Source organism: Spirochaetae bacterium HGW-Spirochaetae-1 (assembly GCA_002839375.1).
Taxonomy (GTDB): domain Bacteria; phylum Spirochaetota; class UBA4802; order UBA4802; family UBA5550; genus PGXY01.
The window spans coordinates 312,228-329,201 of the sequence record PGXY01000007.1; the positions used below are offsets into that span (position 1 = coordinate 312,228).

Here is a 16,974-nt window from a genome sequence, read left to right on the forward strand (position 1 = left end):
AACATGCTTTTGCATTTTTATACGGGAAAGACCGGTCAGCTATTTTCCCCGGGCTTTTTCTTCCATTTTAACGAGGAAATCCTTTATAAATGGATCATTTTCCTTTTCCTTTGCTTCCTTCCATGCTTCGAGGGATTTTTTTGAACCAATCCTTACTGTTGCCAGAACAGCCGCATAACGGACTTCAGCGCTTTCGTCGGTTAACAGTCTTTTATTGAGAGCGTCAACGGCATCTTCCTTGCCAATATAGCCAAGAGCCATTACGGCATGAAGGCGTACGGCTTCACGACTATCGGTGCATAAGGCCGTTAGACTTGATATAGCTCCCTTCTCTTTTTCTTTTCCGCACCAGTCAGCTGCCGCTACAATAACAGCCTCGTCTTTAGCCGGATCCAGGTCTGCGATATACTGCTTAGCGCTCTTATCCGCCGAATAAAGAAGCGTTGACATAAGCATGACACTCATAATAGCAATAAAGAATTTTTTCATATTTCTCTCCATGATAGGTTTTTGCCGTAGATATATAATTCCCGGTAAATATAGTAACAGTTGCTGTTTATGTCAATAATTTTATGTCCAATTATGGTGCCGTGTGCCCCTGATTATCCCTGTTTTTTACTTTACTGAAATTAAAAATTGTTTACAATCCCTTTTTAAATTAAAATATTGACGCTGTGAATATTTTAAGATGAGCATATTCGGAACCATCGTTATCATCCTATTATTTCATTGGATTTTCGCAGACAAGATATATATATTGACCTCAAAGCAATTCATTATTTTTTGATTCTTTACATATTAAGAACATCACGTACACTATCATTTTAATAGGCTAAAAGGATACTTCAATGACCGAGAACAATGAACAATATAATGATCTATCGCAGGAAGATTTCGAGAAGATGCTGGAACAATCCCTGAACGTTTCCGATAATTTTATTCCCGGCGACAGTGTGACAGGCACGATTGTGAGCATTTCGGATGAATTCGCTTTTATTGATATTAATGGAAAAAGTGAAGCCATAATGGAAACCAGGGAGCTCATGGATGATAAAGGCGAGCTTATTCATAAAAAGGGAGACAGGATCAACGCCTTCGTTGTATCGCTCCAGGGTGGTGAAATCCGCCTCACCTCGAGACTCGGAAAAGGTGCCGTCAACTCAGACCTGCTGGAAATAGCCTATAAGAATTCATACCCCGTTGAGGGAAAAGTGACAGGAACGACAAAGGGCGGTTATACCGTCTCTGTTTCCGATACCAACTGCTTCTGCCCCTTTTCCCAGATCGACCTCAAGGCCTCGGAGAATAATGCAGAGTATATTGACAAGACTTTCCCCTTCAAAATAATTCAGTACAGCGAGCGGGGACGGAATATCGTCCTGTCACGAAGGGCTCTCCAGGAGGAAAAGCGCAGAGAGAACGAGGCCCTGCTGAAAGACTCGCTGCAGATCGGTGACATGGTAACAGGAACCGTTATTTCACTTCAGAATTTCGGAATATTCGTTGATATAGGAGGTGTCGAGGCGCTGGTTCCAAAATCGGAAATATCCCGAAGCAGGACATCAGAAATCAGCGCATTCGCCTCCGGGCAGACGGTAACCGCGAAAGTCATCGACCTTGACTGGGACGGAAACCGCATAACATTGAGCATAAAACAAACCTTGCCCGAGCCGTGGGATGGAATCGACAGGTACAGCGAGAATGATAATCTTAACGGCAGGATCATGAAAATAATAAAAAGCGGGGCTTTCGTTGAACTGGAACCTGGACTTGAGGGCTTCATTCACGTTTCAAAAATGAGTTACACAAAACAGGTGAAATCTCCTGAAGAAGCGGTCAAAACAGGTGATCTGGTACAGGTAAAAATCATCAGCATTAACAAGGATGAAAAAAGAATAGGTCTTCAGCTTATAACGGGTGAAGCAGATCCCTGGCAGCTTCCCGAAAACGAATTTACCGGCAAGACCCATATTGGTATAATCGAGTTTGTCAAGGGAAACGGTGCCAACGTCAGGCTGGAAAACGGCATGCTGGGCTACATACCCAGGGATAAACTGGCAGCCAGGCAGACGGATATACAGAAGGATTTCCCCGTTGGTTCGGAAATAAAAGTTGTTGTCGAGGAATTTGACAGGAACAATAAAAAGCTTATTCTCAGTGCTATCGGGGCACTGAGAAAGGAAGAACTGATTGAGCTGCAGGAATATCAAAAAAACAATGCTCCCCAGGGAGGATCAAGTCTGGGTAATCTCTTTAAGGATAAGTTTGATGATCTCCAGAAAAAGATCAATAAATAGCCTATGATCAGATTAAAAAGCGGAGTTACCATTCCCTATAACAAGGATTTTGATTTCTTTTTCAAAAACCTGCTGGATGGAATAATAGATGAATCACGAAAAATAGTGGATAACTCTGCAACTCCTGAAGATACGATGGAAGGCCTTAACGAGGTTTTCCTGAAAGAAATGATGGATAACTGCATCTTCGTCACCCATCAGTTATTCGAACTTGCCAAAGAATATGAGGAAATGTCAAAATTTATGGTTTCGGGTTTTATTTTCAACAGTCTTCTGCTAGTAATTCAGACAAATAAAGTCCTGAGCGATGAAGCCGAGGAGGATAACGGCGAGACCATCCATTGATCAGTCATACTGACTATAAAAACCGAAGCAGTTTATCAAAAGAATCCTGGTCTATTTTTTGCATTTTCTTTTTAATATCAGCATATGTTTCGTCCCTCCGTATTTTCAGGACAACGCTTATTGCATCGCCCTCAAAGAACTCCGGGAACTTTATTTCCAGATCTTGCCCCTTCATGGAATCAAGCAGTACTTCCACATCGGCCCATAAAGACGCATACTCGGGATACCTTATCCTATGCAGCGCCTCGAGTATATAATTTTCAGAACCGCGGGGGTCATCAATTAAAGTGGGATTTATCTTTTCCATCCATGCCACAGTACCATCACGCCGATAGATATCCTGGATCATTTCAACGGCCTTTTTGAAAACATTCACCCGCAGCTGTACATGGCAAAGCCACTGCGCCATTATACCCTGCGCTTGCTCTGGCAGCCGTAGAAAATATTTTATTATTTTAAAGGATAAATCACGCGCATCAAAATATTCTCTCACGACCTGTGGAAGCCGGAACACGCCTTGAATATCCGGGGAGGTGCTGATAAAATCACGGGGAATGCCCAATCCTGCAGTTCCCGTATGAAGGCATTCCGTCATGGAAGCATTAAAATAATCTTTCATCACAAACAATACCTTCATTTTCCCCGCAGGGCCCAGTTCATTATGATATGACTTTACTACTGCATTGGCTATGAATTCCTGTAACTCTATCCTATCCGACACATGGGCCTCTACACGATCAATGCCGGCAAGAGAGGCGGCCTTCAGACGGTTGAATCCATCAATGATGCGGCATTCACCGCTCCCTGTCTTTAATAATACCGGCGACTGTAATATCCCGTACTCCCGAACTGAACGCAGGAGGTCGTCACTGACCGCATTTCTGCTGATCCTGAAATACTCATCGGATACATTAATATCCTTTATCATTAGGGTCGACAATGATCTTCTGTTATGCATAGGGTGTTTCCATTGCAGCATTACCGGAAAATTAGAATATTAGATCAGACCTTCCAGGAGGCTTCCCACCTGATCGGGATATATAACGGTTATCTTGGAAAGCCGGTTCAGCGTACCCTCAGCTGCGGGGGTCAGGTTGCTGGTGGTGACAAAAAGCCCCTTCACTGCCTTGGCGTCATTTATCGCCTGGGCAAAATTCCGAAGCGGTATCTCGCCTACATTTGTTCCCTTCCACCGCCGGACCCAAACAAGAACCTTCTTGCCGTCCTCATTGGAATGAACCATAAAATCCACACCATCGGCTTCCCTGTAGGTGAGAAGAATCTCATCAACAGTATATCCCAGCTTCTGAATCATTCTGCTTGCAATGATTCTGAATTTTTCCGTATCGGTTTCGCAGAGTACATCCATCCTTTCCGTATCATCATAGGACATATCATCACGAGAAGCACCCTGTTTTGACGATTTTGTTTCCGAAACTCTCGCCCTGACGATAATACTTTTAAGGTCAAAACGTTTCCCGCTTTTGAGCCCGCATATATTCCAGATAAAATTCTCCGGGAATGCATCCTTGATCCAGTCATCTATATAATTCATCACTGAATCATATAACGGCTCTGTTTTTTTTCTCGGATCTACATCCATCTCTTTCCTCAGGAGGGTGGTAAGCTTCTGTACATCCTTATAATTTCTATCTAACTGATACAACTGGTTCCAATAATCATAGGCCTGCTGCGTTTTTTCAGCTCTTATAGATGCAAAACCCAGGTCATACAGGAGTACTGATACTTCATCGTCATGCTCGGATTTTCCTGCCATTTCCAGCAGCTCTTCAAAATATTTGATCCCATTTTCCGGTTTCCGCGCCTGCACATATAAAAATGCCAGGAGCCGTTTGGCAATAATTATAGCATTCTTATCCTTCGAGTTTTCCGCCACCGCCTTTGCGTAATTTATGGCCGTTGAAAAATCTTTTTTCCTCTGGAGAGTAAAAGCCATGGAAATATTGCCGATATCGGAAAGAGGTTCAATAATCAGCGCTTCCTTGAAATAGTATTCCGCATCGGTCGTCTTATGATTTTGATAGCTGGCCATTCCAGCGCCAAAATACATTTCAAAGCTTTTATCCTTTGTGCTTTTTAACAGCCGATCAAAACTCTTATAAGCCAGATCAAATACTTCCTGCCCCAGGGAAATAAAACCGACCTGGTACTGCGCCTCAATATCGCCGGGATAGGCACGGGCTATTTCATAATAGCAATTAAAGGCCTTTTCGGTTTCTTCCCGGCTGAGATACGCTTCAGCAAGCTGTCTCAGCACTTCGAATTTATCCACTTCATGACTGAATTTATTGATCTTTATAATCTCTTCGAAGTGCAAAACTCCCTGGTCTATCATCTTATTGGCGAAATACAGTTCTCCCAGCTTGTAATGAACGACAGAATTGGCAGGATTGCTTTCGAGCATCTTTTTATATTCGACAACAGCCTCATCGAACATGTTCTGGTCAATAAAGCCCTGCGCCCTGTTCAAGGGATTCAAACGGGGTGCCAGGTAATAAATGTAATATACTATGGCACCCAGAATAATAATTAATGTGACCAAAATGGGAAACAACATTATAGTATCGCTTAGTTTTTTATTTTCCGAACCGGAAATACTGCACAGCTTCTTAATCAGCATGGGCAAAATATCCGGGAAAGAATATGCCTGCTTATATTTTCGTCAAAAAGTGCGGTGAATTATTACGAAAAAACGAAGAGTAAACTCATTTTATAAAACGAATTATTGAAGGCCATCCATTAATCAGGAAGGAGTTGTCGTAAAATTTCTTTAAAATGAAATCATCCCCCTCCACTATTTTTGTCTTGAAGGGCAATGTAATCAGTATTTCCGGGGGAACATATTTCGGCAGTTTATCGAAATGAAATTGAACCTCATTCTGGGTCGTTGCCACCCTGAAGCTGATTCCACCAAAACGCGATGGGGCATCTTCAATAATGATATCCTTACCCGGAATAAACCATTCCTCCAGGGGAACGGGGAATATCTCGAGTCGTTCCGGCAGATCAATAAAAATAATATCCCTGAGCAGGGAAAAGAGTTCAGCACTTATTATTTTCGAACATCCATCACCCCAGACACCATTCATTGAACCGGGAGACACAAACTCCGGCAGGCAGAAAGTTTTACCGCCCACTTTAAATATTTTTTTCAGGATATCATAAATACGCTTATCATTCATCCTTAATATATTATGCGCGATAAGAATACTGGAAAATATATCAATGCCCAGGGATTTAACGTGGATGGGGATGGACTTATAATATCCGAATATGGTATTGATAAGCTTCTCCAGTTCATTTCTGGAGAGTGATTCCGTAAGAAAAGGATATGCCGCATAAATATCCGTATAAAAGAAATCGTTGCTGATACTGCTCCCTTCCACGTATTTAGCGCGAACATGTTCAACAAAAAGCCCCTGCAGACGCTTCGATTCCTGCAGGAATCTGTTCTCATCGCCAAAAATTCCCATACATCGCGAGATATACGAAAAATAATAAAGTGAACTGGCAGCCAGAACAAGATCATGATACTGGGGACTTTTGACGAGGTAGGTTTTCAGTGAATTTTCCGAAAGGTCCCTTATATTCTTTATAGGGCCAAAAAAACGGAAAACATGCCCGGCCAGATCCTTCACGTATTGATAATTTTTCTGAATATAATCAAGATCCCTGGTATGCATGAAATAATCGGCAAAAATGCCAAGCAGATAGCAACAATCGATGGCCCCATTGAATTGTGGTGATTTCTTATTAAAAGAAAATCTTTCTTTTATCTCTTCCATAATTTTAAGGGATTCACGGTAATATGCCATGCGGTTAAGTCCCCGGGAAATATAGTACAGGGATCTGCAGTTCATTGCATTCTGCGTATCGCCGTCAGGATAAATATCCCTTTCAATCACACCCAGCATATTAATTTTTAAAGTGTTAAACCAATCCTGGATGTTCCTGTCAGGGAATTGCAGTACAGCCCCTTCCTTCATTCTCATTTTTATAAAAGATGAAAATTCATTTTTCAATACGGCAGGATCACATGGTCCCGGAGAGATACCATCCTTTCCGCTCAAACCGATTCGGAAAACAATTCCCTTCTCATTTTTACTGAGTTTAAAACCAAGTCCCAGTGTGGCCAGCCCGTTCTCACACTGCGTTGATGTGGAATCTTCACGCAGCGCTACATCCACATCCCCCTTCGCACCGGACCCGGAAAGTACGAAATCAGGAGAAGTTTGCAATGCTATGGTGCTCCTGCCGTTTATGGTGACCACCCTGCTCGCGCTGTCGTAGGAAACGCTTTCGGCCGTTCCGAGATTCAGAATATTGTACGGGCGTACAACAATCATAATCGAGGCGTTCTTTGTCTTTTCCTTCAACCTGCACTGAACATCAATGACACTCTCATCGATAGTACTGCGCGCTCCTATCATCGTAGTAGTAACAGTGAAAAGCCTGTCCTTCCAGGCAATTTTACCCACACCGGTTTCCGTTTCTCTTTCAATAGTAACGGATTGATGCCTGTCCTGGGCGCGATAGATATCACCACCGATAACCATCCATATTTCAATGGAGCAGCTACTGTCCGAGGTGCATATCATACCCGAGGGATCGATCTGCAGTTCTTCACGGGATATGAGATTTGAAAAGGCGACCCATTGATGCAGGTGATTGTTCAGGAGAAGCGGAGGATAAACGGGAACGATATTATTGCTGTTGACATCTTCAGAGTCTATCCAGGCGGGCCATTTAAATAAAGGGAAACGCTGAAAAAGGGAATAGTTATCTATTCCCTTTTTAATATTCTCAAGCGATGGCAGCAGTTTTTCCGTATCTACTTTTTCGTTGTATCCGGCAGCATCAGTCATAAACTGAACAGGTCCATTCACTCTTTTGTTGATTCCAATTTTCAATTTTACTGCCAGGACAATTTCAAACTATTCGTTTTTGAAGGATTGCAGGGCTTCTTCCTCGTTATCATAAATATCAAACATATCCATAAGTTCAACAACTTCAAAAATCTTCTTTACGGCATTATTCATGTTGGACAGCTTCAATTTACGCTTTGATTCCTTCAGAACTCTCATGGTGGAAACAAATATTCTAAGACCTGAACTGCTCATATATTCCACATCCTTCAGGTTCAGAAGCAGATGACATGCCGGATCATCCTGAATAATTTTATTTATTTCTTTTTCAATGTCCGCGGAAAGATGTACATCTAGTCTACCGGCCAGGTAGATAACCGTTACATTCCCTGCTTTTTTAATATTCAATTCCATTGTGGTCTCCTAATCCCCCTCGACATTCTATTCCTGATCAACAATACTAAATCAGAGATAATTATAAATCAACAAAAAAATTCCAATTACAACAATTATTCAAGTCCCTCTCTGGACTGTTTTTTAGTTATAACCAGCCCAAAAACAGTGATTAGTGTGATAGCGATAAAAATAATGCCCAGAATAATAACTATCATATGTCCCTGCTGGCCCAACATAGCGGCACCTGAAGAAATTGCCTCAGCTTCACTTCTTTTAATTAGCACAACAATGCTCTGTTTGATAAACAAAATCGAAGCCAGAAAAGGAAACAGCAGTCCGTTATAATAAATAAGCCCCCTGTATTTGAGCGGATCAAAAAGCGGCAATACCATGGCAACACCGCTGGAAAACAGGAGAGCTGCCGAGGCCCTGGAGATATAATAGAGTGGACTCACCAGTTCATGGTCCTTAACAAGATCAAGCCAGTTTTCCGATACGTTTTCAGCAAAAAACTCTATAACTGTCAGTGGTGAAATATAAAACAATGCACCCATTATGATATATACCAGGCCTGTTATCAACACAATTACCTGTAAAATATTTGTAGACCTTGATCTCATAGAAAAAATCTCCCTCGTGTTTTTAGCGTTCCCTTTTCCAGTTATTTCGATAAAATTGCCCGCGATAGTTCCGATGATCGTTCCAGCAGGCTCTCAAGCCTGAATTCTTCTTCATCAACCTCTATCACATAATTTCCATCGGCAAGGTCACTGTATTTTTCATCATATTGTCCATCTTCCAGAAAATCAATATATTTCTTATAAAATTCGAGGACTTTGCCGCTTCTGTACCTGAGGGTGCTCCTGTTATTTATAGAGACAAATGATATCTCATCAACATCGGTTCTGTACAGATCCTCCACCATGGCCTTGTGGAGGGGATACCCTGAACTATACATAGTACCGCCAATATTTTTCGATTCAAAAATCGGGTGTATCAGGAACGACGCTTCAAATAGATCCTTTATGTATCCGGTACTGAAAATTCTCCGGGCATTCTTTTCCGTATCATGCAGAAGCACTGTCGGAACGGTATTGTACATTTCTATCCTGTTTTTACCGCATAAATCAGCGGCAATCCGGGAAATGCCCCCGTTTTTAAAAATATGTTTTTCGGGAAAAGTGATATCAAGATATCCGTTTACCTTTTCCTCGTCAAAGAACCGGCTTATGTTTTTTATGAATCCTTCAGGATCGTTGCTGACGACATAGAGTGCCGATACAAGGTAACTAAATGAAGAGGTATACAGCATGTCAAAGCTTTTATCAAATTCATCTAACGTTTTTATAAAGCCGCTCAGTATAACGGACTCCAGCATATTGGGCTCGAGAACAAGGGCTTTTCGTTTTTTGTTAATGAGCCCGGTAAAAATACCGCAGGCTCCTTTTTCAGTGATGGTGCGAAGCGTCTTCATTTCTATTGATTCAGTAAAATTAAATTTCTCCAGGATGTATCCCCCGGAGAAATTCCTGATCTCACCCTCATTGTATTCATTAGCCACATAATAGACCCGTTGCCCGTCATTGAGAACACTGTCGAATAAGGAGTAAACCTCCTCCCGCTCTTTCTTCTTAATAATCGTGAACAGGACGTCCGTATCTTCAAAGGCGCTGTTACGCAGCTCGGTATCAAAATCTGACAGGTCCAGGATTATATATTTATATTCCTTGGACAGATAAAAAAGTATGGGGGAAATAATTCCTGGATCGACCTTCACCTTTGATCCCGAGGCGATATTAAAAAGAAAAAGATTATCATCGACCTTTTCAATCCGCTCCTTCAGGACCTGCTCCATTGATGAGCCTTCTTTCTGCTTCTGTGAAAAGGGAGAGGTGATTTTTGCATCAAGATAATCAAAAACGGATTTTCCCGAGTATGACATATCAAGAATGATGGTCTTGCCGTGCCTGGAAAGATCGAGTCCCAGGAGTGAGGCAAAAAATGATTTTCCCGATTTTTCATGGGAGCTGTAAATCGTGACAATCCTGCTCCTCTCGGTAAAATATTTTTTTCCCACATCGGATATTTCCAGCCCGATACGGTTTATTGTCCTGACATATCCCCGCAGCGCTTTATATGAAGTAACAAAAAACCTGTACAGATCCTCCTCGTTTATAATGAGAAGAGACGCATCGATGACAGCTCGTACCGAACCGTGCTGCCGGTTGTCCGTCAAAGGAATGTTCCCGAAGAAAGATCCGGGTGACAGGTATACAACATCGCTTCCGGCGATTGCCTCTATTTCGAAAACACCGTTGATGACAATATTAAATGAATTTATTTTTTTCAGTTCGAATCGCTGGCCTTTTTTAATATGAGATATCCTGGCGACCTTTTGCAGATAAAAAATTTCATCATCGGAGCAATGCCGGAAAAGTGGAACGTTTCTGAGTAATTTATTTGCGATATCCATTTTATTTGACGGAATGCATTATATTTTTTTTAGCATCTCAACCAGGTCCGCTTTAGTCAATGTCTCGATGGGACGAGTATTAGCGAATTCCAGGGCCTTGGGGGAATATTCACCCGTGGTGATTATCATGATGCGGGTGGCATTACGTGGTTTCATAGTCTGATATAACTTCCGGAGAACTGAGTCCTGAATGATTTCAGTTGTCCTGATAATGCGTATTATCCTGTTGGATTGCCGGGCGTTTCTCCACTTTCCCTCTATCTCTGTCGCAATCATTTCGATTTCCGTATCGCTGATTATATCAACATCGGTGATGGTATATCCCAGTGCCGTAATCATTTTTCTGCACATATGTTCAAACTGTGAAAGTCCGGCGATGAGGAAATCCTTTATGCGGTCATCCTGCCGGAATTCTGAAAAACCTTTCAATTTCTCCTGGACATCACGGAAATTCTTGTTCACTTCTACTATCTTTTCCCAGTTATGTATCGCCGCATGTATATCCCGCATTTTTTCCTGACACTCAGCCAGGAAATAACGAAGATTAAGCTCCGTCTCACTGCCTGACCGGGCGAATTTTAATCCCCTTTCAAATTCAGTGGCGGCCTTGGGATACTGCCCCCGCTCGAGGTGACATGATCCCTTGGCGAGAAAGCTCTTCACTTTCAGGTCATCGCTCTTCTGGGCCGTTTCAAATTCCTTAATAGCCCACTCGTAATCTCCCTGCTGACGAAGCACAAGTCCCAGAAAATAATGAGCCTTGTAATTCGCCGGATTAAACTTTATAGTATTGATAAGCATCTGTTTCGCATCGGCATAGGCTCCATTCCTGTAATACGTCTGCCCCAGGAAATAATATGACATCTCGTGCTTGCTGTTATTGGATATGCTTTTCTTGAAGAAACCGACGGCCTTGTCCAGTTGATTGGAATTAAAAAATATCTGGCCCAACTCGTAATAATGCTCATAATTGGCCGGATCAATTTTTGTCAGTATAAGGTATTCCTTGCGCGCCTCTTCAATAGCCTTTTTCTCTTTAAACATTCTTCCAAGAGTCGATCGTACATATATTTCACTTATCATATCATCATAGCGTCCAAGCTTTAACACCTGCCGGTACTCAACGATGGCATATTGACTATTTCCCTCTTTTGCATAAGCCTCGGCCATGAGGAAATGGGCATGGGGATTCCTATCATCTTTTTCAATAATTTCGGTCAGTTTTTTTATAGCCAGCTTGGTCTGTCCGGCCTCGATCATAGTGGCTATTTCATCAATTTTTTTGGGGAATACAATGGTGTTCAGGACATAGTAAATTATCAGTCCCAGCACGATGAAAAACATGAAAATTATTGCATAAGTAAAAATCATATCGATTGAAATCCTTTTCTCCCGATTCCCCGCTTGCAAGGGAATAACAATCCCGATTTAACGGTTTTTCATATATCCTGATTTAATCATTATACTAAAAAGGTATATATGTCAACACACTTACTGAATATATGCCAACAACCCACTACATTATTTTGCATATATGATTCCGATGTATTTAAAATATTGTCTTTCAAAAATCTCATATCCCGAAAGAACAAAAAATTTATATTGACAAAAACACCATTCCAAAAAATATTACCTATCGATCTTAAAGGGGGCGTAGCTCAGTTGGGAGAGCGCTTGAATGGCATTCAAGAGGTCAGGGGTTCGATTCCCCTCGTCTCCACATTAACCCGCCTTATTCGGCTTTCTTCTCCAGTTCGTTCCCATGCAATGTAACGAGCTTTTCCAGATAATATGTTCTTTTCCCCGTGGGAATAACAACCTGCACCTCATCGCCTACGGTCTTATTCTGCAATGCAAGTCCCACCGGCGATGAAAGTGATATCTTCCCTTCCGATGGATTTACTTCGTTTGAAGACACAAAGGTAAACTCTACCCGGTCATCGGTATCGCGGCTGATAACCGTTACGGTGGAACCATACCCGACCCTGTCGGCGGGCAGGCTGGACAGGTCTATATCATTGAGCTGAGCCAGCTGCTGTCCCAACTGACCAATCCGGGCCTGGACAAAAGACTGTCGTTCCCTTGCCGCATGATATTCGGCGTTTTCCTTCAGATCGCCATAGGCCCGTGCCTCGGCTATCACTTTGGGCAGTTCAATCTTGAATTCATATTTGAGCTTATCCAGCTCCGCTTTTATCTTCTTTTTCTTCTGTTCTATTTCATTGCTTTCATTGCTTTCATTGCTCATGGACTGTCCCCTGTTATGTAATATTTATCACCAAGAATGCCTTCAATTGGAATTATTGATTTTAATGAGAATTTTGATTTTTTTATCCTGATCTTTTTTTACGGTAAATCCGTTATCTTTTAAAGATTTTTCAATCTTATAAGTCATTAAATCAACAATTTTTTTATTCATGCTGTTCTTCCTTGAACTTTTATAGGTGGGCAGAGATGCCCATAAAATCCGTTTTCCGGCATATATTATGCCATTATTTTATTTTCGGCTTAAAGGCGGTATGAATTGAGGTTGAATACTCCGGTTCAGTCAAAAAACCTGCCGGGAAGGCGCCAAGATTTCCAGCAATACGGGGCTGAACAGATTTTTCATGCGTCTAATCTTTGAAACCATGTAAATAAACATAAATGCCAGGATAATTCCCGCAATACCGCCCACGGCGGAACCTGATTCCGTTTCCATGGCCATAGCGGGCGCCAGCATGGACCCTGCTACCGCCCCCCCGATAAGAAATATAACCGGTAAAAGGTACAACAGGACCGATGCCAGAACAACACCTTTTTCTTCTATTCTGAAGGACACCATATCGCCGGGAGAAGCCCCGAGGGTATTTTCTATCCACAATCTTTTTTTCCGGGAATCACCTCCTGTCAGACAGGTATCTTTTGCTGCGCAGGAACTGCATCCCGTTTCGGGAGCCGATTCCACGAGAATCTTTCCCTTGTTTAGTTCAATTACTTTTCCACATTCAATATGCATGCCACCTATCCTTTACAGCCTTGCTCCCCGGCCACTACTCATCATTGCTGATCTACGGGCAGAACAACAACTTTACCATATTGTGCCAGTTTTTCCGCCAGTTCTTTTTTTCCTATAACCACTTTAATCAGTCCGTATTGCAGCAATTCACGGTCAAATTTCATAATATCGGCGGCAGAGACCCCTTCCACTTTCAGGGGATAGGTGCTGAAGTAATCCACGGGTAGTCGGTTGTACGCCATTTCAATATAGTTATTGAGCAGATTCAGCGTCGTATCAAAATTAAATATGTAGCTGTTGTTGATACTGTTTTTCGCCCAGGTTAGCTCCTCATCAGACACCGGTTCACTGGCCATTTTGTTGATATTTTCAAGAAGAAGAGATAAAACCGTTCCAGCCTCGTCATTCCTGGTCTGCGCATAGGCAAGAAACACACCGCTTCTGAACCGGGCCTTGTAAATCGAGGCAACAGCGTATGCCAGGCCCCGTTTAACCCGGATCTCACGCATCAGATGTGAATTGAAGGAACCGGCCCCCAGTATATAGTTCATCACGATCATGGAATGATGACCGGGATGGTTGATATCGGGAGCTGCTGTTCCCACTACAACCGTCGCCTGGGGCAGATCCTTGGGATATAAAAAAACAGTAGTGCTGTTAGCCTTCACAGACTGCAGTGCTTCTTCATTTTGCGATGGATATTCAATTGCCACTCCCTTTTTCAGGGATGAAAAAGCAAGGGTAACATTGCCGCTTACGCTCTGCAGATCCGAAGGCGATGAGATGCCCATAATAAGGTTGCTCCCGATAAAATACCGCGCCCAGGCATTTTTCATATCCTCCATACTGTAAGATTGAACTTTCCCGGCCGTGGGAACGGAACCGTAACCCTTCCCCTGGAATATTATCTCCCTCGTTTTCTCAAAGGCAATAGTGGCCGGATCATCGTAACGCCGTATGATATCATCGGCTACAAGATTTTTTGCCATTTTCCAGTGCCGTTCATCAAAGTTGGGCCTGTTGATGATATCCCCGACAATATCAAAGGCCTCTCTCTCAAAGCGGCGCAGCACCTGCAGAACAATAACCGTATTTTCCCACGATGCCTGGACGGAAAAATTACCCCCCATGGCATCAATTTTTTCATGGAGTTTTTTTCCGGGATATTTTTCCGAACCTGCAAGGTTGATCATCCGGGCAATGCAGTCTGCCATCCCGGCATTGTCCCCCGATTCGTAGAGCCGTCCAAAACCAAAGGAAGCGGCAATCACCACCTGGGGCACATCATCATGGATATAAAAAGCCCTGACGCCATTCGCAAGATTGATGGATTTAACCTCGGGGAGATTAAAAGCACCGGGCACAGAATCATTTCCCGCGGCCGGCCTGCTATCGGAAAGAAAAACCAGCACGACGACCGGCAGGATTAGCAATGATAATTTTTTTATATGTGCTCTGATCATTGTTTCTTCTCCTTCCTGCTGTCCTCCAGGATGCCCACTATCCGGTTTTCAGCCTTGATATATTTCCGCATAACTGTTCGAATATCCTTAATGTTGGTCTTTTTAATATTCTCCAGGTATGAGCTCACATAATGCCAGTCATTGAATACAGTCTGATAATGGCTGAGAAGACCGGAAATCTGTTTACTGGAGGAGAGACCGAAAACCATCTGTGATTCCATCTTGTTGACGGCCTTTTGTATTTCATCTTCGGTCACATTCTTCATCATATCCTCAAGCACTTCATACACGGCCTTTTCCATATCCTGAGGCGCCGTTCCATTTTTTGGCGCGGCATAGATAATGAATAGATTGTCATACCTGGAACCGGGAGCACCGTTCCATGATTCGACCGAGGTGGCCAACTGTTTATCCAGCACAAGGGTCCTGTAGAGCCTTGATGAATCACCGCCCGTGAGAATCTCGGAAATCACATCAAAGGTGTAATCGTCCACCTGGGGATAGGTCGGTTTATGCCAGCCCATTATAATATAGGGACTCGATTCGAATGTGACTGTAAATCTCTTTTCACCTCTCTGCGGCGGTTCAGCGATGGTGATCGACGGGGGATCGGGCCTCGATTCCATGCTGCCGAAATATTTTTCCACCACGCCGAATGTTTTCTCCACATCCTGGCTTCCCACGATGGTTATGGTCATTCTTGACGGCGTGTAATATGTCCGGTAAAAATTTCTCACATCGCGGATTGAAAGAAAGGGAATGTTGGATTCCCACCCGATTGTGGGATGCCTGTAGGGATGCGCCGAGAAGGCCTGGGAAAGAAACTGCTCGAAAAGCAGGCCCGTTCCGCTTGATTCATACCGCATGAGCCGTTCCTGGATGACATTATTCCTCTCAAGATAATATTCGCGAAAAATGGGGTTCCTCAGCCTTTCCGATTCAATACGGGCCCAAAGATCCAGTTTCGATGCAGGAAGTTCTATATAGTATCCCGTGCTGTCGCGCGATGTGGAAGCATTGAAGCCGACCCCGCCGTTTTCACTGTATAATTTATCATAGGGAGAGTTTACCACAAGGGGGCTGTGCCTTGCCTGCAGTTCCTTCAACTCCTTTTCAAGACCGGGGATCATCATGTTCCCGGGATTCACGAGACGAAGCCGGTCCAGTGTTTCTCCCACTGCCTCGATCCTGTCAAGAATGACCTTTTCCTTTTCAAAGTCCACGGTGCCCAGCCGGTCAGTCCCCTTGAAAAGCATATGTTCCAGCAGGTGTGCCGCTCCGGCCGTTCTGTAATTTTCATCGGACGATCCAACCCGGAAAGAGATTTCAAAGGCAAGCGTGGGTGTATATCCCCGGTTGAGCATGATAACCGTTATGCCGTTCTTCAGTTTCCTTTCCACGACATTTTTATTCAGATACTCGCCGGCATCCCGTATTTCCCCGTAGCCCGTTCCCGCAAGAAAGGGCACCACACAGGCTATAACCAGCGCAGTTTTTATTTTCCGCATATTCCGCCTCATTTAATAATTTTATCTCAGCGACAGTTCACGTACACAGACAGGGGTATTTCACGATTGGCGTTCCGCTTCGTTCTTTTCATCGCGCAGTATTTCCTCGGCTAGTATCTTCAGCTTTGGAGAGACCTTGACCGGAGGAAGTTCCATCTTCTGTTCCTTGTTCTTTCCCATGAGTCTTCCCAGGGCAAAGACCATCCGTTCATAAATCTCCTGCACCTTGTCCTGGCGATTGACCATCTTATAGAACTTCAGCGCGAAAAGGGGCTGCCTTTTATCATAAAAAAAATGGTCAGCCACACGGGTCAGACCGTCGCGATATCCCGTCTGTGCAAAAATTTTTGCCGCCATTTCAATATCACCCTTATTGAACAGCTCATTCCCCTTCCGGATCAGCTCCACTCTCATTTTCGTATCCATATTGTTATCCATCCCTTTTATAAGGCAATCCTCTCAATTAAGTATCGATCCTTTTGCTCAAAAAAAGAATTTCTTTATACCGGAAGAGGTTTTTTCATCCAAATTTACCTTGACAAACCCGGTTTGGTATAAGCCTTTATTTGAAAAAACAACATGTATTATTCAGTGCTCCCTGGGGAGTA

General features: G+C 43.2%; 15 protein-coding genes and 1 tRNA gene. 3 read left to right on the plus strand and 13 right to left on the minus strand.

Annotation, left to right across the window (positions count from 1 at the left end; translation table 11 throughout):
- Window positions 1–39: 39 nt before the first annotated feature.
- On the minus strand, window positions 40–501 hold the full coding sequence (locus CVV44_14880) for a hypothetical protein (GenBank protein PKL37627.1): 462 nt from the start codon (window positions 499–501) through the stop codon (window positions 40–42).
- Between the two features lie 347 nt (window positions 502–848).
- Between CVV44_14880 and CVV44_14885 the strand changes: the two genes are divergently transcribed.
- The gene (locus tag CVV44_14885) at window positions 849–2,297 is read left to right on the plus strand and encodes a hypothetical protein (GenBank protein ID PKL37628.1); all 1,449 of its coding nucleotides are present in this window, start codon (window positions 849–851) and stop codon (window positions 2,295–2,297) included.
- 3 nt (window positions 2,298–2,300) lie between these two features.
- Window positions 2,301–2,642, plus strand: a complete 342-nt coding sequence (locus tag CVV44_14890; GenBank protein PKL37629.1) for a hypothetical protein — start codon at window positions 2,301–2,303, stop codon at window positions 2,640–2,642.
- A gap of 13 nt (window positions 2,643–2,655) precedes the next feature.
- Here the strand turns inward: CVV44_14890 and CVV44_14895 are convergent, their stop codons facing one another.
- The 7 genes from CVV44_14895 to CVV44_14925 all read right to left on the minus strand — a co-directional run bounded on the left by CVV44_14895 (window position 2,656) and on the right by CVV44_14925 (window position 11,768).
- Window positions 2,656–3,570, minus strand: a complete 915-nt coding sequence (locus tag CVV44_14895) for a hypothetical protein (protein PKL37630.1) — start codon at window positions 3,568–3,570, stop codon at window positions 2,656–2,658.
- Between the two features lie 69 nt (window positions 3,571–3,639).
- Window positions 3,640–5,283 (minus strand): hypothetical protein, encoded by a 1,644-nt coding sequence (locus CVV44_14900; protein PKL37631.1) that lies wholly within the window; start codon window positions 5,281–5,283, stop codon window positions 3,640–3,642.
- An 85-nt stretch (window positions 5,284–5,368) separates the two neighbouring features.
- Complete coding sequence (locus CVV44_14905) at window positions 5,369–7,528, minus strand: hypothetical protein (GenBank protein PKL37632.1); 2,160 nt, start codon at window positions 7,526–7,528, stop codon at window positions 5,369–5,371.
- Between the two features lie 69 nt (window positions 7,529–7,597).
- Entirely contained in the window at window positions 7,598–7,942 is a 345-nt protein-coding gene (locus CVV44_14910; GenBank protein PKL37633.1) for an anti-sigma factor antagonist, read from the minus strand.
- Between the two features lie 95 nt (window positions 7,943–8,037).
- Window positions 8,038–8,505, minus strand: coding sequence for a hypothetical protein (locus tag CVV44_14915; protein ID PKL37634.1), 468 nt, complete (start codon window positions 8,503–8,505; stop codon window positions 8,038–8,040).
- 80 nt (window positions 8,506–8,585) lie between these two features.
- Window positions 8,586–10,397, minus strand: coding sequence for a hypothetical protein (locus CVV44_14920; protein PKL37635.1), 1,812 nt, complete (start codon window positions 10,395–10,397; stop codon window positions 8,586–8,588).
- A gap of 18 nt (window positions 10,398–10,415) precedes the next feature.
- Window positions 10,416–11,768, minus strand: coding sequence for a hypothetical protein (locus tag CVV44_14925; protein ID PKL37636.1), 1,353 nt, complete (start codon window positions 11,766–11,768; stop codon window positions 10,416–10,418).
- Between the two features lie 276 nt (window positions 11,769–12,044).
- On the opposite strand from CVV44_14925, the gene CVV44_14930 reads away from it, so the two are divergent.
- A tRNA-Ala gene (locus CVV44_14930) sits at window positions 12,045–12,117 on the plus strand.
- Window positions 12,118–12,129: 12 nt separating this feature from the next.
- Here the strand turns inward: CVV44_14930 and CVV44_14935 are convergent.
- From CVV44_14935 to CVV44_14955, 5 genes are all read right to left on the minus strand, one after another.
- Window positions 12,130–12,645, minus strand: coding sequence for a transcription elongation factor GreA (locus CVV44_14935; protein PKL37637.1), 516 nt, complete (start codon window positions 12,643–12,645; stop codon window positions 12,130–12,132).
- 300 nt (window positions 12,646–12,945) lie between these two features.
- Window positions 12,946–13,395: a hypothetical protein gene (locus CVV44_14940; GenBank protein ID PKL37638.1), complete on the minus strand. Its 450-nt coding sequence runs from the start codon at window positions 13,393–13,395 to the stop codon at window positions 12,946–12,948.
- 41 nt (window positions 13,396–13,436) lie between these two features.
- Window positions 13,437–14,858 carry a hypothetical protein gene (locus CVV44_14945; GenBank protein PKL37639.1) on the minus strand — a complete coding sequence of 474 codons (1,422 nt, stop codon included), beginning with the start codon at window positions 14,856–14,858 and terminating at the stop codon, window positions 13,437–13,439.
- The gene (locus tag CVV44_14950) at window positions 14,855–16,378 is read right to left on the minus strand and encodes a hypothetical protein (GenBank protein ID PKL37640.1); all 1,524 of its coding nucleotides are present in this window, start codon (window positions 16,376–16,378) and stop codon (window positions 14,855–14,857) included. The genes CVV44_14945 and CVV44_14950 overlap by 4 nt, the downstream gene beginning before the upstream one ends.
- Window positions 16,379–16,426: 48 nt before the next feature.
- Window positions 16,427–16,792: a hypothetical protein gene (locus CVV44_14955; protein ID PKL37862.1), complete on the minus strand. Its 366-nt coding sequence runs from the start codon at window positions 16,790–16,792 to the stop codon at window positions 16,427–16,429.
- Window positions 16,793–16,974: the final 182 nt, after the last annotated feature.